Annotated in this window: 21 protein-coding genes; 9 read left to right on the forward strand and 12 right to left on the reverse strand. The window is 69.2% G+C overall.

Annotated elements, in window-relative coordinates; translation table 11 throughout:
* The first annotated feature begins 371 nt into the window (after positions 1-371).
* From V7Q42_RS18530 to V7Q42_RS18540, 3 genes are all read left to right on the forward strand, one after another.
* Positions 372-1,652: a pilus assembly protein TadG-related protein gene (locus V7Q42_RS18530; RefSeq protein ID WP_333825654.1), complete on the forward strand. Its 1,281-nt coding sequence runs from the start codon at positions 372-374 to the stop codon at positions 1,650-1,652.
* An 81-nt stretch (positions 1,653-1,733) separates the two neighbouring features.
* On the forward strand, positions 1,734-2,648 hold the full coding sequence (locus V7Q42_RS18535; protein WP_333825655.1) for a pseudouridine-5'-phosphate glycosidase: 915 nt from the start codon (positions 1,734-1,736) through the stop codon (positions 2,646-2,648).
* 217 nt (positions 2,649-2,865) lie between these two features.
* Complete coding sequence (locus V7Q42_RS18540; RefSeq protein ID WP_333825656.1) at positions 2,866-4,845, forward strand: putative bifunctional diguanylate cyclase/phosphodiesterase; 1,980 nt, start codon at positions 2,866-2,868, stop codon at positions 4,843-4,845.
* Positions 4,846-4,857: 12 nt separating this feature from the next.
* On the opposite strand, the gene cckA is transcribed toward V7Q42_RS18540, so the two are convergent.
* The 7 genes from cckA to flgB all read right to left on the reverse strand — a co-directional run bounded on the left by cckA (position 4,858) and on the right by flgB (position 10,963).
* Complete coding sequence (cckA, locus tag V7Q42_RS18545) at positions 4,858-7,431, reverse strand: cell cycle histidine kinase CckA (RefSeq protein ID WP_333825657.1); 2,574 nt, start codon at positions 7,429-7,431, stop codon at positions 4,858-4,860.
* Positions 7,432-7,570: 139 nt separating this feature from the next.
* Positions 7,571-8,641 (reverse strand): flagellar biosynthesis protein FlhB, encoded by a 1,071-nt coding sequence (gene flhB, locus V7Q42_RS18550; RefSeq protein WP_333825658.1) that lies wholly within the window; start codon positions 8,639-8,641, stop codon positions 7,571-7,573.
* Positions 8,642-8,644: 3 nt separating this feature from the next.
* Entirely contained in the window at positions 8,645-9,409 is a 765-nt protein-coding gene (gene fliR, locus V7Q42_RS18555; protein ID WP_333825659.1) for a flagellar biosynthetic protein FliR, read from the reverse strand.
* 10 nt (positions 9,410-9,419) lie between these two features.
* Entirely contained in the window at positions 9,420-9,686 is a 267-nt protein-coding gene (gene fliQ / locus V7Q42_RS18560; protein ID WP_333825660.1) for a flagellar biosynthesis protein FliQ, read from the reverse strand.
* Positions 9,687-9,726: 40 nt separating this feature from the next.
* A complete protein-coding gene (locus tag V7Q42_RS18565) occupies positions 9,727-10,035 on the reverse strand; it encodes a flagellar hook-basal body complex protein FliE (RefSeq protein WP_333825661.1) in 309 nt (102 codons plus the stop codon).
* Between the two features lie 44 nt (positions 10,036-10,079).
* A complete protein-coding gene (gene flgC / locus V7Q42_RS18570; protein ID WP_333825672.1) occupies positions 10,080-10,490 on the reverse strand; it encodes a flagellar basal body rod protein FlgC in 411 nt (136 codons plus the stop codon).
* Positions 10,491-10,531: 41 nt separating this feature from the next.
* Positions 10,532-10,963: a flagellar basal body rod protein FlgB gene (gene flgB / locus V7Q42_RS18575; RefSeq protein WP_333825662.1), complete on the reverse strand. Its 432-nt coding sequence runs from the start codon at positions 10,961-10,963 to the stop codon at positions 10,532-10,534.
* 270 nt (positions 10,964-11,233) lie between these two features.
* Here flgB and V7Q42_RS18580 point away from each other — a divergent pair, with 270 nt between their 5' ends.
* Both V7Q42_RS18580 and fliP read left to right on the forward strand, forming a co-directional pair.
* A complete protein-coding gene (locus tag V7Q42_RS18580) occupies positions 11,234-12,607 on the forward strand; it encodes a hypothetical protein (RefSeq protein ID WP_333825663.1) in 1,374 nt (457 codons plus the stop codon).
* Between the two features lie 143 nt (positions 12,608-12,750).
* Positions 12,751-13,503, forward strand: coding sequence for a flagellar type III secretion system pore protein FliP (gene fliP / locus V7Q42_RS18585; RefSeq protein ID WP_442958233.1), 753 nt, complete (start codon positions 12,751-12,753; stop codon positions 13,501-13,503).
* A gap of 29 nt (positions 13,504-13,532) precedes the next feature.
* Here the strand turns inward: fliP and V7Q42_RS18590 are convergent, their stop codons facing one another.
* The 5 genes from V7Q42_RS18590 to V7Q42_RS18610 all read right to left on the reverse strand — a co-directional run bounded on the left by V7Q42_RS18590 (position 13,533) and on the right by V7Q42_RS18610 (position 20,552).
* Positions 13,533-17,330 carry a hypothetical protein gene (locus V7Q42_RS18590; protein WP_333825664.1) on the reverse strand — a complete coding sequence of 1,266 codons (3,798 nt, stop codon included), beginning with the start codon at positions 17,328-17,330 and terminating at the stop codon, positions 13,533-13,535.
* Positions 17,331-17,505: 175 nt separating this feature from the next.
* Positions 17,506-18,294, reverse strand: coding sequence for a MotE family protein (locus tag V7Q42_RS18595; protein WP_333825665.1), 789 nt, complete (start codon positions 18,292-18,294; stop codon positions 17,506-17,508).
* On the reverse strand, positions 18,291-18,806 hold the full coding sequence (locus V7Q42_RS18600) for a DUF6468 domain-containing protein (RefSeq protein WP_333825666.1): 516 nt from the start codon (positions 18,804-18,806) through the stop codon (positions 18,291-18,293). The genes V7Q42_RS18595 and V7Q42_RS18600 overlap by 4 nt, the downstream gene beginning before the upstream one ends.
* Positions 18,803-20,029, reverse strand: coding sequence for a flagellar motor switch protein FliM (gene fliM, locus V7Q42_RS18605; protein ID WP_333825667.1), 1,227 nt, complete (start codon positions 20,027-20,029; stop codon positions 18,803-18,805). The genes V7Q42_RS18600 and fliM overlap by 4 nt, the downstream gene beginning before the upstream one ends.
* 10 nt (positions 20,030-20,039) lie before the next feature.
* A complete protein-coding gene (locus V7Q42_RS18610) occupies positions 20,040-20,552 on the reverse strand; it encodes a flagellar basal body-associated FliL family protein (protein WP_333825668.1) in 513 nt (170 codons plus the stop codon).
* A gap of 278 nt (positions 20,553-20,830) precedes the next feature.
* Here V7Q42_RS18610 and flgF point away from each other — a divergent pair, with 278 nt between their 5' ends.
* The 4 genes from flgF to flgH are packed head-to-tail and all read left to right on the forward strand — an operon-like array spanning position 20,831 to position 24,222.
* Positions 20,831-21,565 carry a flagellar basal-body rod protein FlgF gene (gene flgF / locus V7Q42_RS18615; RefSeq protein ID WP_333825669.1) on the forward strand — a complete coding sequence of 245 codons (735 nt, stop codon included), beginning with the start codon at positions 20,831-20,833 and terminating at the stop codon, positions 21,563-21,565.
* A 17-nt stretch (positions 21,566-21,582) separates the two neighbouring features.
* Positions 21,583-22,368 (forward strand): flagellar basal-body rod protein FlgG, encoded by a 786-nt coding sequence (gene flgG / locus V7Q42_RS18620; protein ID WP_333825670.1) that lies wholly within the window; start codon positions 21,583-21,585, stop codon positions 22,366-22,368.
* A gap of 10 nt (positions 22,369-22,378) precedes the next feature.
* The gene (gene flgA / locus V7Q42_RS18625) at positions 22,379-23,464 is read left to right on the forward strand and encodes a flagellar basal body P-ring formation chaperone FlgA (RefSeq protein ID WP_333825671.1); all 1,086 of its coding nucleotides are present in this window, start codon (positions 22,379-22,381) and stop codon (positions 23,462-23,464) included.
* A complete protein-coding gene (gene flgH / locus V7Q42_RS18630; protein WP_442958232.1) occupies positions 23,461-24,222 on the forward strand; it encodes a flagellar basal body L-ring protein FlgH in 762 nt (253 codons plus the stop codon). The genes flgA and flgH overlap by 4 nt, the downstream gene beginning before the upstream one ends.
* Positions 24,223-24,531: the final 309 nt, after the last annotated feature.

The following is a 24,531-nucleotide window of genomic DNA, read 5'->3' on the forward strand; positions in this document are numbered from 1 at the left end:
GTGAATCACGTCAGTAGACGGTCGTCGAGGGCTATCCGCGCACAGGTCTCATGACGCTCCGGGCGTTCGTCGCGCGGGGAGGTCCACCGGACCTTCCCGTCTATTCCGCCGGCCTCGACACACTCCTATCCGTCGCAAGCCGTTCCCCACCCGTCCCATTCCGGCACACCACGTTCGTATCTTCTCGAGACATCGCCGCCGGCCGGTCGCCGATACCCCCGGACTTCCTGCGATCGCGGTAACTTTCCGTAAACCACCGCCCGCGACGACATCTCGTCTTTTCAAAGCTTTACCAGCCTCGAGCGGGCCCGCGCACCGCCGCGGCATCGCGCTTGCGCCGTCACCGTCTCCGGACCCCTCGGAGATCGGCCATGCTCACCTCGCCCGCGCGCACCTTCCTCGCCCTCGCCCGCCGCCTCGGCCGCGATCGCCGAGCCTCGCTCGGCACCACTTTCGCCCTCGCCATCCTGCCGTTGGCGGTGGCGACCGGCACAGCGGTCGACATGTCGCGCGCTTCGCTCGTCCGCTCCGATCTGCAGCAGGCGGTCGACGCCGCGGCGCTGGCCGCCGCTCAGGCCCAGGCACACGGCGAGACCGATCGCGCCCACCTCGCGACGGTCGCCCGCAAGAGCTTCGATGCCAACTACGCCTCGGCCGACATCGCCCGGGTCGCCACCGCCGATCTCGCCCTCGTCAGCGAAGCCGGCGGTCGCGGCATCGGCCTCACCGCCACCACGGCGATCGAGACGACGCTCACTCGCCTCGCCGGCGTCGCCCGCTTCGACGTCGCCGCCACCTCGCACGCCGTCCTCGACAAGAAGGACTTCGAGATCTCGATGATGTTCGACGTCACCGGCTCGATGGCGAATGCGCCCAAGGCCGGCGGCCCGGCGAAGATCGTCAGCCTGAAGAAGGCGGCCGGCGATTTCGTCGACACGCTGATGCCGGCGGGCGGCCGCTTCGCCGCCGGCAAGGTGCGCATCGCCACCGTCCCCTTCTCGCAAGGCGTGAACGCCGGCGCCTATGCCGCGGGCGTCAGCGCGGGCGCGAGCGCCTCCTGCGTCGTCGAGCGCGAAGGCCTCGGCGCCACCGACGATCTCGCCCCCGCAGCCGCGCCGCTCCCCCGCCCGAGCGACATGGCCTGCCCGAAGAACGCCATCGCCCCCCTCTCCGCCGACCGCACCGCGGTCCTCTCGTCCGTCACCGGCCTCTCGGCGACCGGCACCACCGCCGGCCACATCGGCACCGCCTGGGCCTGGTACACGCTGTCGTCGAAGTGGAACGCCACCTGGCCGGCGAACGCCGCCGCCCCCGCCGGCAAGGACGTCGCCAAGATCGCCGTGCTGATGACCGACGGCCTCTACAACACCGTCTATCGCTCGGGCGCGCCGGCGATGGACGGCCTCGCCAAGGCCCAGGCCAACGCCCGCGCCGTCGCCCTCTGCCAGGGCATGAAGAGCGCCGGCATCACCGTCTACACCGTCGGCTTCGACGTCACCGATCCGCAGGTCAAGACCACTCTCTCGACCTGCGCCTCGACGCTGCCCGGCGGCGCCCGCGCCTATTTCGACGCCGCCGACGGCGCCGCCCTGAAGGCCGCCTACGACGAGATCGCCCGCCGCATCCGCGACAACCTCCGCCTCGCCGGCTGAGACCCGCGCCGCGCCGCAGACCCCTCCCGTCGGCCCGCCGCCGCGGCTATGCTCGCGGCGCAGCCGAAGCGGAGAAGAAGAATGTCGCGGCCCCACCTCGCCCTTTCGCCGGACGTCGCCGCCGCGCTCGCCGAGCGCCGTCCGGTGGTGGCGCTGGAATCGACCATCGTCACCCACGGCCTGCCGTTCCCGCAGAACCTCGAGACCGCCCGCGCCGTCGAGGCGGCGGTACGCGACGGCGGCGCCGTGCCGGCCACCATCGCCGTTCTCGACGGGGCGATCCGCGTCGGCCTCGACGACGCCTCCCTCGAACGGCTGGCGCGCGCCCGAGACGTCATGAAGCTGTCGCGCGCCGACCTCGCCTTCGCCGTCGCCCTACGCCGCACCGGCTCGACCACCGTCGCCGCCACCATGATCGCCGCCCATCTCGCCGGCATCGAGGTCTTCGCCACCGGCGGCATCGGCGGCGTCCATCGCGGCGCCGAGACGAGCTTCGACATCTCCGCCGATCTCGACGAACTCGCCCGCACCCCCGTCATCGTCGTCTCCGCCGGCGCCAAGGCGATCCTCGATCTCGGAAAGACGCTGGAGGTGCTGGAGACCCGTGGCGTTCCCGTCGTCGGCTGGCGCACAGACGACTTCCCCGCCTTCTGGTCGCGGTCGTCGGGACTGCCGGTGCCGCTGCGCCTCGACGAGGCCGAAGACCTCGCCCGCTTCTGGCGCACCCGCCGCGACTTGCGGATCGACGGCGGCCTGCTCCTGGCCAATCCGGTGCCGGTGGAGGCGGAGATCCCGCGCCTCGAGATGGAAGCGGTGATCACCCGTGCGGTTCGGGAGGTGGAGGCCGCCGGGGTGCGCGCCAAGGACGTCACACCGCGCCTGCTCGCCCGCATCGTCGAGTTGACCGACGGCCGCAGTCTCGCCACCAACCGCGCCCTGATCCTCGCCGATGCTCGCCTCGCCGCCGAAGTCGCCGTCGCTCTCGCCGTTGCGTAAGGTCGAACGACAACCGTCACAATCTGAATACCTCACCTCGAGTAAGTTCTGCGCCGGCACTACGAACCGCCCGGGTGTACACAACCTGAGATGCATCGATTTCATCGAACAATTTGTTGAGAATTTCTCGGCATGATCGCCGCATGAGCCCGAGACCGGAAACGACGTCGGGCTGCGAAGGGGACGGCGATCGGGGATGGACGAACGCGGTAGAGTGATGGTCAGCGGGAGCGTGGCGAACTCCCTCGTCTTCGGCGGAACCCTCGTCGGGCTCCTCGTCGCCGGCACGACCCACGCCGGCGCCGTGGAACCCCTGTCTTCGCTCACCACACCCTGGATCGACCCCGGCCTCGGGTCGCTCGCCGCCGTCGCCCTCGCCCTGGCCGGCCTCGGTGCCGCCGTCTTGCGGGATCGCCGCAAGCGCCACACGCGGCTGCCGCGCATCCTCGGCGCCGAAGGTCACATCGCCACCACCCCGCACGATCTCGCCGCCATTCCGCCGGCCGCCATCCATGCCGCGCTCGACAACATGAGCGAGGGGCTGGTCATGTACGACGCCGACGAACGGCTGGTGATGTGCAACCGCCGTTATGCCGAAATCTATCGGCTGCCGCCGGAACTCGCCCGCGTCGGCACGCCCTTCGCGTCGCTTCTCGACTACTGGAACGGCATCGGCCTGCTCGACGGCGCCGACAATCGCCGCAAGCGCGTCGCGGCGTCCGTCTCCGACGGTCCGTGCCGCATCGAACTGTCGATGCGCGACGGCCGCATCATCGAACTCAACGAACGCTCCTTCCCCGACGGCGGCTGGGTCGCCACGCACGAGGACATCACCGAGCGCCGTCGCACCGAGGAGAACGCCAATCGACTGGCCCGTCGCGACGTCCTCACCGGTCTGCTCAACCGGGTGACCTTCGACGAGGAACTGGCGATGCGGCTGGCGCCACTCGCCGCCGGCCGGATGGGCCACGACGCTCTGCCCCAGGCGGTGGTGCTCGTCGACCTCGACCGCTTCAAGAAGGTCAACGACCTCTTCGGCCACGCCGTCGGCGATGCGCTGCTGGTGGCGGTCGCCGGCCGGGCCGTCGCCGCCGCCGGACCGGGCGGCCGCGTCGCTCGCCTCGGCTGCGACGAGTTCGCCATTCTCATGCCGGCGATCGACATGGATCAGGTGGCGCGCTTCGCCGCCGATCTGAAGCGCGAGATCACCCGCCCGTATCGCTTCGGCCACGTCGCGGCCGAGGTCGGCGCCAGCATCGGCATCGCCCGCGCCCCCGAGCACGGTACCGATCCGAGCGATGTTCTCGCCCGCGCCGACCGGGCGCTGCGCACCGCCAAGGCCGCCGGCGGCCACCGCATCGAGATCTACACGCCCGCCCTCGACGCCCGCGAGGCGGAACGTCGCGAGTTGGTGCGCGATCTCTCCCGTGCCCTCGGCCGCGGCGAACTGGAACTCGCTTTCCAGCCGATCGTCCACACCGCGACCGGCGCCGTCCAAGGCGCGGAAGCGTTGCTGCGCTGGAACCACCCGGACCTCGGCAGCATCTCGCCCGAGCGCATCATCGAGGTCGCCGAGGAGAGCGGCCTCGTCCATCCGCTCGGCGAATGGATCCTCGAGACCGCGCTCACCGCCGCCGCGTCGTGGCCGAGCCACGTCTGCGTCTCGGTCAATCTCTCGGCGTTGCAATTCGGCAGCGACGACATCGTCGCCACCGTCACCCGGGCGCTGGCCCGGACGGGCGTCGCGCCGCACCGTCTCGAACTCGAGGTCACCGAGACCGTGCTGTGCGAGCCCGAGGCCGCGAGCACGATGCACGCGTTGCGCGGCCTCGGCGTCCGCCTCGCCCTCGACGACTTCGGCACCGGCTACGCCTCGCTCTCCTACCTGATGCGCTTCCCCTTCGACCGCATCAAGATCGACCGGTCCTTCGTCTCCGGCGCCGACACCCGTCCCCAGTGCCGCTCGATCATCGAAGCCGTCGGCAATCTCGCCGCCTCGCTCGCTCTCCAGGTGGTCGCCGAAGGGGTCGAGACCGAGGGCGAACACGCCCTCGTGCACGCCGCCGGTGTTCGCTACTCGCAGGGATGGCTGTTCGGCCGCCCGATGCCCGCCGCCGACTTCGCCGCCCGCGTCACCCGCCCGACCCCCGCGATCCACGGCCACCCCTCGCTCATCGAGACGGTGTTCGCGATGTGAGGCGGACCACCCTCACCGCCCCAGCGTTTCCTTCACCGCGGTCGCCAGGGCCTTGAGGGTGAAGGGCTTCGGCAGGAAGGAGAAGCTCTCGCCTTCCGGCAGGTTGCGGGCGAAGGCGTCCTCGGCGTAGCCGGAGACGAAGATGATCTTCAGGTCGGGCCGCTGCTTCCTGAGCTCGCGCAACAGCGACGGTCCGTCCATCTCCGGCATGACCACGTCGGAGACGACGAGATCGATCTCGCCGCCGACCTCCTCCATCACCTCGAGCGCTTCCTGGCCGGTCCCCGCCTCGTGCACGGTGTAGCCGCGCGAGGCGAGCGCTCGGCTGGCGAAGGCGCGCACCGCCTCCTCGTCTTCGACCAGCAGGATCGTCGCCGATCCGGTGAGGTCGGTCACCGCCGCCGCGTGGGCCGTCGCCTGCGCCTCGCCGGCGGCCCTGGCGGCCTCGCTCTCCGGCGCTTCGACGTGGCGGGGCAGGAAGATGCGGAAGGTCGTGCCGCGGCCGACCTCGCTGTCGCAATAAACGAAGCCGCCGGTCTGCTTGACGATGCCGTAGACGGTGGAGAGCCCGAGGCCGGTCCCCTGCCCCACCGGCTTGGTGGTGAAGAACGGCTCGAAGATGTTCTCGATGATCTCCTTCGGGATGCCGGTGCCGGTGTCCCCGACCTCGATCAGCACGTAGTCGGCCGAAGGCATGCCCAACGTCGCATAGGGCAGCTTCTCGTCCGCCGTGACGTTGCGGGTGGCGATGGTCAGCTTGCCGCCGTTCGGCATGGCGTCGCGGGCGTTGACCGCGAGATTGACGATCACCTGCTCGAGCTGGCTGGTGTCGGCCTTGACCGGCCACAGATCGCGCCCGTGCACCACCTCGAGCCCGACCTTCTCGCCGAGCAGGCGGCCGAGCAGCATGTGCAGATCGGCGAGCGTGTCGCCGAAGTGCACGACCTCGGGACGCAGCGTCTGGCGTCGCGAGAACGCCAGCAGCTGGCGCACCAGCGCCGCCGCCCGATTGGCGTTCTGCTTGATGTTCATGATGTCCTGGAACGCCGGATCGCTCGGCCGATGGCTGGCGAGAAGCAGATCGGAGAAGCCGATGATGGCGGTCAGCACGTTGTTGAAGTCGTGGGCGATGCCGCCGGCGAGCTGGCCGATCGCCTGCATCTTCTGCGACTGCGCGAACCGCTGTTCCAGTTCCTGCTGCTGCGTCGTCTCGAGCGCATAGACGATCGCCGCCGCCCCGGCTTCCGACCCGTCGGCGACGGAGGAGACGAAGAACCGCGCCGCGCGCTTCTTCGACGGATCGTCGACGACGAGTTGCACGTCGATCGGCGCGATGTCGCCCTGCCCGGCCACCGCCGCGTCGAGCGCCTCGGCGAGTTTCGCCCGGTCTGCCTCCACCACCGTTTCGGCGAGAGTGCCGCGTTCGCCCACCGCACTCGCGCGGACGGCGCCGCCGAAGAGCTTGAGGAACGGCGCGTTGGTGCGCCCGATCGCGCCGTCGCGACCGACTTCGGCGATGGCGATCGGCGTGTTGTTGAAGAAGCGCTGGAACCGCACCTCCGCCGCCCTGAGCGTCTCGGAGGCGTCCTCGCCGGCGGAGCGGTTGATGACCAGGGTGCGGCTGTCGCCGGGCTTGCCGGACGCCGACACCGGCACCTTGTGAAGGAGGCGCACCGGCAACGACTGACCGTTGCGCTTGACGAAGTCGAGATCGACGATCGCCGTGCGCCCGTCCGCCGGCACGTCGGCGATGAGCGCCATGCCCTGGCCCTGGACGATGTCCTTCAGGCGGATCCCGCCGGCCTCGAACTTGGCGAGATCGAAGCCGAGCCAGTCGGCGAGCGTGGCGTTGAGATAGGTGATGCGGCCGGAGGCGTCGGCCGAGAAGAAGCCGGCCGGAGCATGGTCGAGGAAGGTGACGACCTGCTGCAGCTCCTGGAAGCTCGATTCCTGCGCGTCGCGCTCCTTGGTGATGTCGGCGATGCGCCACACCGTCAGCCGGTGCCCCTCGGCGCCGCGATCGGCGACGAAGGCGAGCGGCCGCACCTTGACCCGGTACCACCGCGCCCCGCCGTCGCTCGCCCCGATCGGCAGCGCCGTGCGGATCTCGGCTTCCGCCGCGGTCCGCGTCCGCGACGCCTCCGACAGGCGGAACATCGATTCCGCCGCGTCCTGGTTGCCGGCGAAGATGCGTTCGATGGTTCTGAGATCGGCGGCGCTCGCCGCCCGCGTCGACTGAGCGTAGGCCGCGTTCGAATAGACGATGCGCCCCTGGTCGTCGGTGACCAGCACGCCTTCGTCGAAGCTGTCGACGAAGACCCGCGCCAGCGACCGCCCCTGCGGCTTCACGCCGAAGCGGACGAGCCCGATGGCGCCGGCGAAGAGCGCGAAGACGCCGACCACCGCCAGGAGACCGAGCAGGATCTGGACGTAGGGCGCGGCCTGTTCCGGCTTGACCATGGCGAGCACCGCCGCCGCCGCCACGAAGGACAGCGCCAGCCCGACCAGCAGCCCGATGCTGCCGGTCCTCGCCTGCCGGTCGAAGACCGGGGCCGATGCGCCGTCGATGTCGTCTTCGTCTGCCATGTCACCCGCCCCGGAGTCGCCCGTCCGCGCATAGGCGGTCGCTCGGCGAATCTCCCGTCGCACCCGATCGCCGAAGGTTGCCCGAACCGCGGTCCGGAACAAGCCCGTAGGGTGCACCTCACGCGACTCGGCGGCGCCGTCACCGTCCGCCGCGCTGCTTCAGCCGCATGACGAAGCCGATGACCTCGGCCGCCGCCTTGTAGTGCTCCTCGGGGATCTCCTTGTCGATCTCCACCTGGGCATGGAGGGCGCGGGCGAGCGGCGGATTCTCGACGATCGGCACCTCGTTCGCCTTCGCCACCTCGCGGATCTTCAAGGCGATCTCGTCGACGCCCTTGGCCACCACCTGCGGCGCCCCCATGCCGTCCTCGTACCTGAGCGCCACCGAATAATGGGTCGGATTGGTGACCACCACCGTCGCCTTCGGCACCGCCGCCATCATCCGCCGGCGCGCCCGCGCCTGCCGCATCTGGCGGATCTTGCCCTTGATCTCCGGCGAGCCCTCGGTCTGCTTGTATTCTTCCTTCAACTCCTCGCGAGTCATGCGCAAACGCTTGAACCAGCGACGATATTGGAAGAAGTAGTCGAGCCCGGCGACGAACGCCATGACGATCAGCACCGCGCCCATCATCTTGACGGCGATGTCGCGCACCACCGCCATCAGTCCGACCGTGTCGGTGGCGACGATGGTGTCGAGCCGTTTCAGTTCGGGCTGCACCGCCAGCGCCATGGCGAAGCCGACGACGACGATCTTGACGACGCCCTTGAGCCCGTTGACCGCGCCTTCGACCGAGAAGATGCGCTTCAGCCCCGCCAGCGGCGAGACCTTCGAAAGCTTCGGAACCAGTGGTTCGAAGGTGAAGAGCAGTCGGTGCTGGATCGCCGAACCGGCGATGCCGGCGGCGAGAAAGAGCAGCGCCGGCAGCGCCAGCGCCGCGCCGGCGATCAGTCCGATGCGCAGATAGATGTCGCCGAGCGAGCGCGAGTCGAGCGTGATGTCGCCGGCGTGATCGAAGAAGGCGGTGAGCGATTTCGCCAGATCCCGCGACAGCCCGGGCGTCATGAAGGCGACGAAGACGGTCGCCGCCGACAGCACGAAGAAGGTCGAGAGCTCCTGGCTCTTGACCACGTCGCCGCGCTTGATCGCCTCGTCGAGCTTCTTCGGGGACGGGTCTTCCGTCTTGTCGTCGTCGTCCTTGTCCTCGGCCACGGCTCACCCCACCACCAGACGGGCGAAGCCGTCGCGCACGTGATCGAGGTACCAGGCCATCATCGACGCCAGCACCAGTCCGAACAGGACCAGTCCGACGCCGATCGACAGGGGCATGGCGACGAAGAAGATCTGGAACTGCGGCATCATCTTCTGCAGCATGCCGAGCCCGAGGTTGAAGATCAGACCGAAGGCGAGGAACGGCGCCGAGATCTGCAGCCCCACCTTGAAGGACTCGGCGACCAGCTGCACCGTCGTCTCGGCGAAGTCGCCGACCGGTACCCACTGCCCCGGCGGAAACAGGGTGAAGCTCGACGACACCGCCGAGATCGCCGGCACGTGCAGATCGGTGACGAAGATCAGCGTCACCGCCATCAGCGACAGGAAATTACCGAAGATCACCCCCTGCTGGCCCTGGGTCGGATCGACCGTCATGGCGAAGCCGAGGCCGAGCTGGTTGGCGATGGTGGTGCCGGCGACCTGCGCCGCGGCGAGCACCAGCCGGCTCGCCATGCCGATGAACAGGCCGATGGCGATCTCCCCGACGAGCATCACCGCCGCCGCCGCCGGCTTGGTCGCGAGCCCGCTGGGATAGAGCGGCGCGGCGAGAGGATGGAGCAGCAGAGCGAGGAAGAGTGCGATGGTCAGGCGGACGCGCTGATTGACCGCGGTCTCGCCGATGCCCGGCAGCAGCATGACGATGGCGCCGACCCGCGCGAAGACCAGCATGTAGAGGACGGCCACTTCGGGCAGGAGCCGGATCGTCACGCCCGCCTCCTCAGCCGCCCGAAGCGATCCGCGCCACGATCCGCTCCATGTAGGAAGCCATCGTCGCGCCCATCAGAGGAAAGGCGAGGAGCATCGTGGCGAAGATGGCGAGGATCTTCGGGACGTAGACGAGGGTCGCTTCCTGCACCTGGGTGACGGCCTGGAGCAGGCCGACGACGACGCCGACCGTCAGACCGACCAGCATCACCGGCCCGGCCACCAGGACCAGGGTGAAGATGCCGTCTCGGGCGATGTCGATCACGTCGGGGCCGGTCACCGGCTCGCCCTTCCCTCGTCGCGCCGATGCCGAGCCGCGCTCAGATCGGCATCTTCATGATGTCCTCGTAGGCGGCGATCACCTTGTCGCGCAGCGTCACCATCGTCTCGAAGGCCGTCTGCGTCTCGGCGACCGCCGTCACCACGTCGACCACGTCGGCCTTGCCGCTCGCATAGGCGAGCGACTTGTTCTCCGCCTGCCGGCCCTGGTCGACGACGTCGCCGATCGCCTGACGCACCATCTGACCGAAGTCCGGCTTGGCCGTCTCGGCAATCTGACGCGCTTCGGGACGATTCGCGAGCCCCTGAGCGACACGATAGGCATTGGCGGCGACGGCGGCGGTGGACATGGGATCTCTCCGGATCGAAATTCGGGTGGGGCGGAGCCCGCGGCTCATGCCTTGAGGATGTCGAGGGTCCTGAGGATCATCCGCCGCGTCGCCGTGACGATGTTGAGGTTGGCCTCGTAGGAGCGCTGCGCCTCGCGCATGTCGACCGATTCGACCAGCGTTTCGACGTTGGGATACTTGACGTAACCGTTGGCGTCGGCCGCCGGATGGCCCGGCTCATAGCGCGATTTGAAGTCCGACCTGTCACGTTCGACCTTGCCGAGCCCGACGGTGCGGGCGCCCAGTTCCTTGTCGAAGGTCGAGGTGAAGGTCGGCACCTTGCGCCGATAGGGATCGCCGTCGGCGGTGCGCGCCGTCGAATCGGCATTGGCGATGTTCTCGGCGATGATCCGCATCCGCCCCGACTGCGCCCTGAGGCCGGAAGCGGCGATCTTGAGCGACTGGTCGAATTCCATCGGCATGACCGTTCTCCTTCACCCGCGATCCCGCGGCGGCGTCACTTGCGTCCGAGTGCGGTGCGGATCAACGACATCGACTGCTGGTAGAGCGAGGCGGCCGTCTGATAGTCGAGCTGGTTCTCGGCCGATTTCGCCATCTCCTCTTCGAGGTCGACGGCGTTGCCGTTGGGCGTCACCTCGAAGCGCGGCGTCGCATCGGTCTTGAAGCCGTTGCGGTTTCCCAGGCCGGCGGAATGCCCCGGCTGGGTCACCGCCAGCGACACCGAAGCGACGCGCCCCGAGCGCATCGCCGACCGCCCGTCGCTGCCGATCCCGGCGGCGGCCGGAAGATCGGGAGCCTTCAGGTCCTTGCCGCGATAGCGCGGGGTGTCCGCGTTGGCGACGTTCTCCGCCAGAACCCGCTGACGCGCCTGATGCCACTGCATCTTCGTCCGCAACGCATCCACCAGCTTCAGGTCGCCGATCGCCATCCGAGATCCTCGCCTCCTCGTCCACGGCCACGAACACTCGGCAGGATCTTCCCGGTACATGGTTAACGGACCGTTAACGCCCCATCCCGTTGCGGTACGGGAGCGGCGAAACGACGGTCGAGGCTCGCCTTTTCGGTGAAGTTTCGGTAAACGGCGAAGAGGGTGCCCGGCAAAATTCGCCGATCTTGTTTAACATCTGGACACGGGACAGATTCGCGCGGCCCTCGAAGACGATGGGCGTGCGCGTCGCCCGCAGGCGGGGAGCGAGGGATGAACTCTTTTCGGGATTGGCTGAACACCCAGTTCGGGTCCGACGGCGGTCGGGCCGTTCAGATGATCCTGGCGCTCCTCGTGGTCGTCCTGTTGCTCGTCGTCCTCGCCTGGGTGTTCCGCCGCTTCTCCGGTCGCATGCACCTCGGCTCGCGCGGCCAGCGCCTGTCGGTGGTCGACGCCGCACCGGTCGACGGGCGCCGTCGTCTTCTCCTGCTCCGCCGCGACGACGTCGAGCATCTGGTGATGATCGGCGGCCCCAACGACCTCCTGGTCGAGAGCCGCATCCTCAAGGGCCCGCCGACCGTCGCCGCCCGTCCCGCCGCCCCTGTGGTGACCCAGGCGCCGCCGCCCCCGCCGCCCGAGGAGGCCGCGCCGGCGAGATCGCTGCCCGGCGCCGCCGCGCTCGGCACCGCTCTGGCCGGTGCCGGTGCCCTGCTGCGCTCGCGGCTGAACCGCGGCGAGACCGATCGTGGCGAGCCGCCGCCGCGCGCCACCCCTCGCCCACCGGTCGCCGAGGCGAGCTTCGACGCACCGCTCGGCCAGCCTGCGCCCCTGGGCGCCCGGCCACCGGCCGAGCCGGGCCCGGCCATCCGCCCGACCGAAACCGCAGCCGCGGCCGAACCGCCGAAGGCCGCCGCCGCTCCGCGGGTCGAGCCCGCGGCGCCCGCTCCCGTGCGTACCCCGCCGCCGCCAAAGCCGGCGAAACCGCCCGTCGCGGAACCGGCTCCGTCGCCCGTCGCCGAAGCGCCGAAGCCGGTCGTCGAGCCGCCGAAGCCGAGCAAGCCGGAAGCCACGGAACGGCCGGCGGCCGAGCCGGCCGCGCCGGTCCGCCCGGCGGCACAGCCGAAGGCCGAGGAAGCTCCGCGTCTCGCCCCCGTCACCGCGGTGGCCGCTGCGGCGAGCGCCGCGGTCGCCGCCGAAGTCGTCGCGCCCAAGGCACCGGCACGCCCGGTCTCCGATCAGGTCTCGATCGCCGACCAGATCGAACGCGCCCTCTCCGATCTCGCCGTCGCTCCGGCCGCGCCGGCACCGGCGTCGGGACCGGAGATCGATCTTCTCTCCGAACTCGACCTCGTCGTCTCGTCGCCCGAACCGGAGCGCACACCGCCGCCGGCCGCCGCCGAGCCCACAGTCGCTCCGAAGATGGAACCGCCGGTCGAGGCCCACACCGAAGCGCCGCAGAGCGAGGTCGCTCCGCCGAGCGAGCCCGCCCCGCCGGTCGAGTTGGTGGACGAACCCACCGAAGCGCCCGCCGAGGAGGCCCCGCCGGTCGCACCGCCCGTCTCCGTGCCCGGCCAGATGCACATCGACGAACTCGAAGAAGAGATGGCACGCCTTCTCGCCGAGATCTCCGGACAACCGCGGCGATGACCGCTCCGGCCGACGACGCCCGTGACGCCGACCACGCCCCGCTCGTCGCGTCCGCCGACGCGTGCGGAATCGCGGCCGGCATCGGGCACGTGGCGGCCGGAGCCGGTGTCCGGCACGTGGCGGCCGGAGCCGGTGTCTGGCGCGTGGCGGCCGGAGCCGCCGGCAGGGCGACGCTTCTCGCCTTCTTCCTCGCCCTCGCCGGGCTGCTGCTCGGCGTCGGCCCGGTGTCGGCGCAGGACATCTCGATCAACTTCGGTACCGGCACCAGCGTCTCCGAGCGCGCCGTCCAACTGGTGGCGCTGATCACGCTGCTGTCGATCGCCCCGTCGATCGTCGTGATGGTGACCAGCTTCACCCGTATCGTCGTGGTGCTGTCGCTGCTCAGGACCGCCATCGGCCTGCAGACCGCACCACCCAACTCGGTGATGGTGTCGCTGGCGGTCTTCCTCACCGCCTTCGTCATGGCGCCGACCTTCACCCGTGCCTACGACGAGGCGATCAAGCCCTTGACCGAGAATTCGATCGAACTCGATCAGGCCTACGAGCGCGCCACCCCGCCGTTCCACGAATTCATGCGCTCCCAGGTGCGCGAGAAGGACGTCGCCCTCTTCCTCGAACTCGCCCGCACCGCTCCGCCCGAGAAGCCCGAGGATCTGAGCCTCAGGGTGCTGATCCCCGCCTTCATGATCTCGGAGCTGCGCCGCGCCTTCGAGATCGGCTTCCTGCTCTACCTGCCCTTCTTGGTGATCGACCTCGTCGTCGCCTCGATCCTCATGTCGATGGGCATGATGATGCTGCCGCCGGCGACCATCTCGCTGCCGTTCAAACTGATCTTCTTCGTCCTGGTCGACGGCTGGAATCTGGTGGCCGGGAGCCTGGTCAAGAGCTTCGGGTGAAGCCGAGGCGCGCCACGGGCGCGCCCACCTCAATGCCCGGCCTTCTTCTCCTCCGCCTTCGGCGAGGCGGTGGCGCCGGGATCGGCCGCGGCGACCTGCGCCGGCTTCTTCGACGCGCCCTTGTCCGGATCGACCTTGGCTTCCGGCTTGGCCGGGACTGCGGGCTTCGGCGCCTCGGGGACCGGATCGGGCGCCACCGTCGTCGCCTTGGGATCGAGGTATTGCGCCCGGTATTCCTCGAGGAAGCGCCGCATCGTGTCGACCGAGGCGATCTCCTTGGCGATGGAGCGGAACTCGCTGCCCTGGCTCTGGATCGGCCGGGTCACGACGTCGAAGGTGTGGGCGTTCGGGCTGTCGGCCATCTTGGCCATGAACTTGCCGCGCAGCCGCTCGAGCTGAAGCTGGTCGTTGGCCAGCGCATAGGCGATCGCCGTTCGGAGCACGTCCTGACGGTCCTGATCGTCGAGCGGCATCCGGTCGGACCAGCGCCCGCCGAGCATCGCCTCGAGCCGCTCGCCGGCCTCGCGCCACCGCTTCGCCTTCCACAGGATGTCGGCCTTGAGGCGCAGCGCGTCGTTGCCGGAAAGCGACGACAGAAGCTCGAGCGCGGTCTCGAAGCGGCCCGAATCGGCCATCGCCCGGACCTCCACCAGACGGCGCTGACGCTCCAGGCTGAGCGGCAGCTGCGACTGGCGCGTCTTGTTGAGGACCGCGAGCGCCTTGTCGGGCTTGCGGTCGAGCAGATGGACGACCGCGAGATCGGCGGCGATCTGCGCCCGCGCCGCGCCCTTGAGCCGGTTGTCGACCTGATAGGAGAGGAGCTCGGCCGCCTGCGGCAGGAGGTCGACGGCGACCAGCCGATCGGCGAGCTTGCGCACCACCTCGTCGCCGCGACGGCCGATCGGCACCAGTTCGCGGAAGTCGTAGTAGAGCGCCAGCGCCTCGACGGGCTGTAGCGCCTTGTCGGCATCGTCGAGATAGAGGGCGAGGAAGCGCTGGCCCATCTCATCCTGGAGGAGCCGCGTCGTCTCCGAATTCGGCGCCACCATCAAGGCCGAGCGCATCGACTGGAAGGCGTCGCGATACTGGCCGCCGTCGGCCAACAGTCCGGCGAGGAAGCGCAATGTGCGCAGTTCGATCTCGTCGCCGCGCCACCCGAAGGCGAGCGACTTCATCCGATCGATCGCCTCCTCCCGGCTGATCCGGCCGTCGCGCTTGAGCGCCCGGGTCTCGCGATAGTCGGCCTCCGCCTGCGCCCGCCGGTCGCCGGTCGCCCGCGCACGGCTCCATCGCGTCGCCGCGTCCTCGGTGCGCCCGCCGGCGTCGGCCAGCCGCGCCTGCAGGTTCTCGAACCGGCCGGCGAGATCCGAGGTGAGCGATTCCGTCTCGATCTCGGCGAGGCGGGCTTCGCCGTTGCCGAAATCGTTGAGTTCGATCGCCGCTTCCGCCGCGGCGAGATTGAACAGGTTCTGGATCGGCCGCGGATAGGCGCCGAGCACACCGGTCGCCTTGAGGGCGTTCTCGCGTGCTTCGTCCCACTTGGCCTGATCGGAGGCGGCGATCGTCCGCCACAGCGCCCCGTCGGAATTCTCCTGCACCTCGGAACGGCTCAACGCCTCCCGCGCCTGGGCGCCGCGACCGGCCAGCGCCTGCGCCGCACCGTAGAGCACGATGAAGCCGGGATCGGTGATCGCACCCGGCTCTTCCTGTGCCAGGATGCGCAACTGGGCGAGCGCCTCCGGTGCGAAACGGTGACCGATGTAGAACTCGGCGAGATCGATCCGCGCCTGTCGACGCGCACCGTCGCGGGTTTCGATCACCGCCTTGAGAAGCTCTCGCGCCCGGTCTTCGAAACCGGGCGCATCGGAGCGGTCGAACGTGGCGGGGTCGACCGGAATGCGGTGGATCCCGGTCTGGGTCCTGGGGAGCGGTCCGTCGGACCGGTCGTAGCTTCCCGTCGACAGACTGAGCCCTCGCTCCTTGCCGATGGTCACGACGCTGTTCTCGAGCGTCACCTGCAGATCGTCACCGTGCGGAATCAGGGCGATACCGTGCGCCGAAGGCAGGGTTTCGACGTCGACGAAGGTCTGCACCTTCAAGAGGCCCCGCGCCGGTCCATGGGCGGTCACCACCGAGATGCGGTCACCGACATCCGGGTCGGTGATGTCGTGTACGGTGCCACCGTCGGGTAGATCGATCTTGAGCGAAGCGTTGCCGTCGGCCCGGACGTGGCGCCGCATCTTCAGCGGACGCGACGGTTCGAGCACCATCTCGCCGATGGTCAGAACCCAACTGTTGCCGTCGGCGCCGAGCGTCGTCAGGAGCGGTTCGGTGAGCCGGATGCGCAGCGCCTGCCAACCGTTCGAGCGCACCAGGGCGACCTTGTGGGCGAGCGGCCCGAGATTGGGAGCGACCGCCTCGATGTCGATCACCTCGTCGGTGTCGAACACCACCCACAGCGTCTCGTCGCGCTTGAAGGCGGCGCCGGCGATCCGCGCCGGGAAGGGGAAGTTCATCCGCACGATGTTGCCGATGCGCTTGGCCTCGACCCGGACCGGCAGCCGCTCGCCCACCGCGCGACGCGGCACCGCCACCGCCGGCAGTTCACCGGCCGGCGCATCCGAGACGACGGCCATCGGCGACCCTCCCGGAGGGTCGACCGGCTTCGGCGCGGCATCGCCCGCCGGCAACGCGGTCTCCCGGGTCCGCACCATCGCATCGGCGGCCGGAGCGGCGGGTTCCGGCTTCGGCGCCGGTGCGGCCGGGGCCGCCGCCGCCGGCATCGCCCTCGCAGCGGGCTCGGGCGCGGCGATCGAAACCGGAGGCGTCGCCGCCGGGGCCGCCTTCGCCGGCGCGGGCGCCGGCCGAGAAGCCGTCGGCTCCATCGGGGCCTCGGCGGCCGGCACCACCGCCCGGCCTTGCGGTTCCGCCTCCGACGCCGGAGAAACGCCCGGCAGCGCGATCCGGTCGCGACCCTTTCCGGCGCCCTCGTTGAGAACCCTGCGCACCGCCGCCTCGCCGGGATTGGTCGGCGGACCCGAATGAACGATGTCGACGACATAGGTGTCGGCGTCGCGGAAGCCGCGCACGTCGGCATCGTGCGCCACCGTGAACACCACCTTGAGCCTGTCGTCGGCCCCGTCGGCGAAGACCTCCTTCAGCCCCGGGATCGGGTCGAGGTCGATCTGCGACAGGTCGATCTTGGCGGAGTGATTGAAGACGACGGTGACGCGGTCGTCCTCGCGCGACATCTTGGTGTCGAACGGCAGGTTCCAGCCGAAGGAGAAGCGCGAGAAGGTCGGCAACCGGCCGATACGGAAATCGAGACGCGGCTGGATACGGTTGCCCGAGCGCGCCAGTTCCGCCTCGCGCGCCTTGCGCATCGCCTCTTCGGCGCGCTTGGCCAGTTCCGCGACCACCTCCGGCGGCAGCGGCGGCGGTGCGCCCGTCCACTTCTGCGGCAGGAAGTCGACGAAGAGCTTCTCGCCGGCCTCCATCGTGTTGACCTTGACCTGGCGGGCGAGCGCCATGCGCAGACCGTGACCGCCGGGATCGCGCCGCGCCACCGTGACATAGGGCGTCAACGTCGCCACCGCCCGCTCGACATCGATCGCCACCGGCTCGACGAAGTCGAGGACCAGCACGCCGTTCGACATGCGGCTGTTGAACTGCGGCACGAGTTTGCGATCACGGAACGTGATGACCAGACGGCCGAAGCCCTTCTCGAGCGTCGCCTCGGCATCCGCGGCGCGGTCTTCCGCCGAGGCCGGCGCGGCCGTGACCGTGGCGGCGAGCAGAACGACGAGGAGTGCGACCGCCGCGGACACCGCCGCGACGCCGGCCCGGCGCACACGACGCCGGACGATCGTCCGATCCGAAAAGAAAGACGCGATACGCGAGAACACGGTCGACGATCCAGCCGCAAACGAATGGACCGAGGCTAGGTGATCGCGGTGAACAGGCGGTTAAGTGCGCCGGCGCGCTCGTCGAACGGCGGCGAGATCAGCCGCTGCGGCCCTGGATCTTCGGCAGGACGTGCTGCGCGGGCGCGACTTCCGCTCCCCGCCTGTTGGCGAGTTCCACCGTCAGCTTCTCCGCCTGCTCGGCCGACATCTTGGCGACGATGTCGCCGAGCTTCTTCGGGTTCATCTGCCGACCGAGATCGGCGGCGAGCGCGATGTCGAGCTTGTCGAAGACCCGCGCCGCATCCTTGGCCTTCATCGATTCGTACATCTTCACGAGATCGGCGAGCTCCTTGACCTTGGCCTCCTCCTTGGCCTTGGCCGCACCGCCGATCTTGTCCTCGAGGCTCTTCAACTCGTCGACGCGCTTGCCGATGCGCTCCTCGCTCGCCTTGAGCAGGTCCTCGCGCATCTGCAACGACTGCTCGATCTCCTCGAGTTTTTTGCGCCGCTCCGACAGCTTCTGGAGGATCTCGAGTTCGGAGAGCAGTTCCTGACCGGCGATCGGCCGCGCCTCCACCGGCTTGTCGCCGCTGACCTTGGTATCGACCTTCGACGGCGTCACCGAATTCTTCGGATCGGCCGGCGGTGCACCTTCCGCGCCCCCGTGTCCGTCGGCCTTCTTCTCTTCGCCATGACCGCCGCCGCCGGCAGAGCCGGTGACGATCATGTCGACCTCCTTGCCGGAGACCGGATCGATGCCGACCACTTCCATACTTCGGCCGCCCGCCATCTTCAGGCGACCGCCCCAGGTGAACTCCGCGACCTTGAGGCCGAGGAGCGTCACCGCAGCGGCGATCACCAGAGGAAGCAGGCGGACCCGGTTCATGCGGCCTCTCCCGTCTGATGGCGCTTCATCTGGCCGAGGCGGGCGGTCGCTTCGGAGACGCGCGCCCGCAGATCACCGAGTCGGGAAGCGGTGCGCACCTCGGCTTCCGCCGCCACCGGCGCCGGCGCGACCGCGGCCCGCGTCGCACGCGGCTCGCTCGCCGGCTCGTCGAGCGCCGTTCCGCGCGCCGCCTGCGTGATGCGGATGATGCGGTTGAGCAGCTTCTCGCCCTCACCGATCTCCTTCTCGATCTCGCGGGAGAAGAACTCGGCCTCGCGCAGCCGCTGCGCCAGCGACTTGTCGCAGTCCGACGCCGTCTCCTTGAGACCGAGGATGGCGCGTTCGGCGATCTCGGTGGCGGTGAGCAACTCCGAGATGGTCGCCCGGAGATTGGCCTCGTCGGCGCGCAGGCGCTGCAGCCGGCGGTCGAGCAGGATGCAGTAGCCGATGGTCAGCACCAGCAACACCGCGACCAGGCCCTCGATGGCGATGTCGATCCACGGGATCATCATGACGGCTGCATCTCCTTCTGGGAGGCGGCCTTCTCGAAGGCGGCCAATGTCATCTTGGGACGTCGCAGGTTGCGATCGACGCGGATCGAGATGTGTTCGCCCGCTCGCCCCATCTGCCCTTCGGTGAGCGGAACCCCGCCGCACTTGATGGTGACCGGATCGCGCGGGCCGACGTCGAAGACGAGCGTCTGGCCGACTTCGAGTTCGAGGATCCGTCCGAGCGGCAGTTCGCGTTCGAACAACACCGCGTCGACCGAGATCTCGGCGGCGTGGATCTCGGTGGCGAGGTGCCCCTCCCAGATCGGGTCGCGGCCGAACTTCTCGCCCATGAACATCTGCAGGAGCAGGTCACGGATCGGTTCGAGCGTCGCGTAGGGGATCAGCACTTCGATCTTGCCGCCGCGGTCCTCCATGTCGATGCGGAACTCGGCGAGGATCGCCGCGTTCGCCGGCCGCGACACCGCCGCGAAGCGCGGGTTGGTCTCCAGCCGTTCGAGGTTGAACTTGACCGGCGACAGCGGCGCGAAGGCGAGTTCGGCGTCGTTCAGCACCACCTCGATCATGCGGCGCACGAGGTTGGTCTCGATCGTCGTATAGGGCCGACCCTCGACCCGGATCGGCGTGGTGCCGCGGCCACCGCCGAGCAGCACGTCGATGATCGAATAGATCAGGCTCGAATCGACGGTGACCAGGCCGAAGTTGTCCCACTGCTCGGCCTTGAACACGCCGATGATCGCCGGCAGCGGGATCGAGTTGAGATAGTCGCCGAAACGCACCGAGGTGATGCTGTCGAGCGACACTTCGACGTTGTCGGAGGTGAAGTTGCGAAGCGACGTCGTGGTCAGGCGGACGAGGCGGTCGAACACGATCTCGAGCATCGGCAGACGCTCGTAGGAGACCATGGCCGAGTTGATCAGCGCCCGGATGCCCGACTGCTCCGAGGCGATCTGTTCGTCGAGATCGAAACCGAGGAGGTTGTCGATCTCCTCCTGGTTCAGGATGCGGTCGCCGCCGCGCGTCGCGCTGTCGAGATCGAACTCGGCGTCGTCGAAGCCGGCGAGACCGGCGGCCAGCTCGTCGGCGCCCTCCACCCCCTGCTCGGCGAGTGCCGCGCCCCAATCCGCGGAAAGGTCGTCGTCCTCGTCGCCTTCGTTCTTCTGCTCGGCGAGCGCAGCGCCCCAGGCGGCGTCGATGTCTTCGAGGTCTTCTTCCGGCTGCGCCATCGGTCGATCCTCACTGCACCAGGATTTCTTTGAACAACACCGCGTCCACCTTGGTCGGGTAGATCGCCGTGTTGATGCGCCGCTGCAGTTCCTCCTTCACCCGGTAGAGACCGGCGGACCCGTCGAGATCGGAGGTCCTCAGTTCGCGCAGGTACACCTGGAAGGCGTCGAGCACCCGCGGCAGCGCCGGCGTGATCTTCTCCACCGTCGCCTTGTCCGAAACCTCGAGGCTGACCTTGACCTTCAGATAGGCGGCGCGCTGGTCGACCGTCGACAGGTTCACCGTCATGTCCGGCAGATCGACGTACATCGTCGTCTTCACCGGCTCGGCATGAGCGACTTCCTGCTTCGGCTTGGGCGAGAAGGCTCCCATGAAGAATGCGCCGGCGCCACCGAGCACCACGAGCGCGCCGATACCGGCGCCGATCATGATGAACAGTTTCTTCTTCGACGACCCGCCTTCCCCTTCCGCGCCCTCGGCGCCGGGTTCGGCTTCGGTCTCCTTGGCCGGCTTCTTGGCCATCGCATTCCCCGCTCGGACACGAGTCCCTCTCGTGCACAAGATCTAAAGAGCGATTGGTTAACGACTGGTAAAAATTAACCCCTCGGCAACCTCGGTAAACAATTCCCTCCCACCCTTCCGCCCGGCAGGAAATGCCCGGTCGAACGGGGCGTCGGCCTCCGCCGGGCATGGGTCAACACGTTGTTTTCATTGAAACAGAGACTCTGGCACGGCGCTTGCGATCACTAATCCGACCGCGAAGGGCTGGGGAGTTCGCCGCGGTCGCTGGGGAAAGAGATATGGAAAACGCGCAACTCGTCGGGTTGTCGCGACAGCTGACGCTGCGCCGCGAACTCGACCTGATCGCCAACAACGTCGCCAACGTCGACACGCTCGGCTACAAGGCGCAGGCCCTGCTGGTGAAGGAGCAGAAGCTCGCGCCGGCCGCCGCGACCGAATTCCGCCGGCCCGATCGGCCGATCAGCTTCGTCCTCGACGACGGCAACCTCTACGATTTCCGTCCCGGCCAGATGGTCACCACCGGCAACGACCTCGACGTCGCGGTGGACGGCAAGGGTTGGTTCGCGGTCCAGACCCGGGCCGGCGAGCGCTACACCCGCAACGGATCCTTCGCCGTCGGCCCCGACGGCACCCTGCAGACCCGCGACGGCAACCCGGTCCTCACCGACGGCGGCCCGCTCACGCTCCAGCCCAACGAGTCGAAGATCACCATCGCCGCCGACGGCACGATCTCCACCAACCAGGGTGTGCGCGGCAAGCTCAAGATCGTCGACTTCGCCGATGCCGGCGAACTGAAGAAGGTCGGCGAGACCCTGTTCGAGGGACAGAACCCGCAGGCCGCCACCCTGCCGCGCGTCGTCCAGGGTCAGATCGAGAAGTCCAACGTCAAGGCGGTCATGGAGATCAGCCGCCTGATCGAGGTCGGCCGCAGCTATCAGAGCATCGCCAACTGGATGAGCAACGTCGACGACCTGCGTCGCAACGCCATCGAGAAGCTCGGCCAGGTGGCCTGAGGACGGGGAGAGACGAGATGAAGGCTCTGAGGATCGCCGCCTCCGGCATGATGGCCCAGGAAATGAACGTCGAGCTCATTTCCAACAACGTCGCCAACATGCGCACCACCGGCTTCAAGCGCCAGCGCGCCGACTTCCAGGATCTGCTCTACCAGGACATGCGCCGGGTCGGCACCCAGACGTCGGAGAGCGGCAACATCCTGCCGACCGGCGTGCAGATCGGCTCGGGCGTGCGCACCGCCGCCACCCCGCGCATCCATTCGCAGGGCACGCTCTCCTCGACCGAGAAGGAGACCGACGTCGCGGTGCGCGGCGAGGGCTACTTCCGCGTCCTCCTGCCCGACGGTCGCACCGCCTACACCCGCGACGGCTCCTTCGAACTCGACGCCAAGGGCACGCTGGTCACCGCCGACGGTTGGCAGGTCGACCCGGCCATCACCGTCCCGGCCAATTCCTCCGGCCTCACCGTCAACGCCCAGGGCGTGGTTCAGGTCACCGTCGGGACCGCCTCGGCGCCCACCACCATCGGCCAGCTCCAGCTCGCCCGCTTCGTCAACAAGTCCGGCCTCGAAGCCATCGGCAACAACCTCTTCGTCGAGACCGCCTCCTCCGGCGCGCCCCAGGTCGCCAATCCCGGCGACGAGGGCTACGGCACCCTGCTGCAAGCCCATCTCGAAGCCGGCAACGTCAACTCCGTCGCCGAGATCTCCGACCTGATCGCCGCCCAGCGCGCCTACGAGATGAACTCCCGCGTCATCCGCGCCGCCGACGAGATGATGTCGGCTTCGGTCAGCCCGAAGTGAGGACGCCACCATGAAGATCTCCGTCTTCGACCGCCGCCCGGTTTCCTTCTTCGACTGCTCCTCCGACGCCGGCCGCCGCCTGCTGCGCAGCCTGCTCGGCGCCGTGGTGCTCGCGGTGGTCTTCTCGCTGCTGATGTCGGCGCTGGGGCGCGACATCGCCCATGGCGAAACCCGCCTGCGGCCGACGTTGCGCGCCGAGGTGGCGATCCCCGATGCCGTCGTCACCATCGGCGACTTCTTCGAGAACCCCGGCGACAAAGCCGCGGTGGCGCTCTTCCGTTCGCCCGACCTCGGCACCACCGGCCCGGTCTCGGCGCGCCGGGTCGTCGAACTCGCTCGAACCGCCGGTCTCGTCGACGCCGACACCGGCGGCCTCGTCGAGGTCCAGGTGACGCGCCTCGCCCGCTCGGTCGAGGCCGACGACTTCGCCCGCCTGATCGCCGCCGAGACGCTGCGCCGCGTGGCGCGCACCGACGGCGAGACCTCCCTCGAAGACCTGCGGGTCGCCTTCGACGCCCCGGTCGAGCCGCGGCGCGCCGATCTGCGCGCCGCCGAACCGGTCCGCCTCGTCTCCTATTCCCACAATCCGCAGAACGGTCGCTTCGACGCGCTCTTCCACGTCGCCCGCGGCGACGGCGACGATCGCCTCCATCTGCGCGGCGAAGTGGTGGAGACCGTCCGGGTCGTCACCCTCACCCGGGCGCTCGCCCGCGGCGACGTCGCCGGTCGCGACGACGTGGTGATCGATCGCCAGCCGCGCCGTCAGGTCGGCGCCCTACGCGCCACCGATCCCGAACAGATCGTCGGCCTCGCCGCCCGCCGCTCGCTGCGCGCCGGCCAGCCGGTTTCGCCGGGCGACTTCACCCGGCCGTTGGTCGTCGCCCGCGGCGACAGCGTCACCATCGTCTTCGAAACCTCGAGCCTCACCGTCACCGCCCGCGGCCAGGCGCTCGGCTCGGGCGCGCTCGGCGACCTCGTCGACGTCCTCAATCCGCAGTCCAAGCGCACCGTCCACGCCACCGTGGCGGGTCCCGGCAAGGTCGTCGTCTCCGCCGGTCCGAAGACCGTCGCCAGCATCGGAAGGAACACCCCGTGATGCGTCTCCGTTTGCCCCCGCTCGCACCCGCGGCACTCGTCGTCCTCGCCGCCCTGCCGCTCGCGGCCTGCGGAAATTCGTGGGACCGTCTCGGCGACATCGGCAAATCGCCGAAGCTCTCCTCGATCGACGACCCCACCGCCAAGGCGGGTTACAAGGCGGTGTCGATGCCGATGCCGGCCCCCACCCCGCCGGCCTACGCTCCGGCATCGCTGTGGTCGCAGGGCTCGCGCGCCTTCTTCAAGGACCAGCGCGCCCACCGCATCGGCGACATCCTCACCGTCCAGGTGGTGATCACCGACAAGGCCAAGATCGCCAACGACACCGCCCGCGGCCGCACCGAGACCGAATCGACCAGCGTCGGCGGCCTGCCCGGCGCCGCCATCGACGGCCTGATCAAGAAGACCGGCGCCACGTCCTCGAACCTGATCGCCAACACCACCAAGACCTCGGCCGAAGGCACCGGCTCGGTCGACCGCTCCGAGCAGTTGCAGACCAACGTCGCCGCGCTGGTCACCCAGGTCCTGCCCAACGGCAACATGGTGATCGAGGGTCGCCAGGAGGTCCGGGTGAACTTCGAGGTGCGCGAACTGATCGTCGCCGGCGTCGTCCGGCCCGAGGACATCGGCTCCGACAACACCATCGAATCGACCAAGATCGCCGAGGCCCGCATCTCCTACGGCGGCCGCGGCCAGATCACCGACGTCCAGCAGGCGCGCTACGGCACCCAGTTCCTCGACGTGATCATGCCCTTCTGATCTCCCGCCGGGGCGCCCGCCCCGGCACTCTCCCCTCCCCGCTCGGCGGACGTCCCTCTCGAACCGCGTGTCGGCTCCCCGGCGCACGCGAACGAGGTCCGGCGAGTTGCTCGGCGGCCCTGACGACCCTCACCGCTCTCCCCGGCCGGTGACGTCACGGCGGGCCCGAGACGACAGAGGCGCGGTCCACTCCCCAGGGGCCGCGCCTTTTCGTATTCGAAGAATGTCGGGATGCGCGAAGGCGCGGGATGCCGATCATGAGACCTGTGCGCGGTTGGACCATCATGTTGATTTGATGCGTTTAATGTG

The organism is Pinisolibacter sp., assembly GCF_036782435.1.
Lineage (GTDB): Bacteria > Pseudomonadota > Alphaproteobacteria > Rhizobiales > Ancalomicrobiaceae > CALBKH01.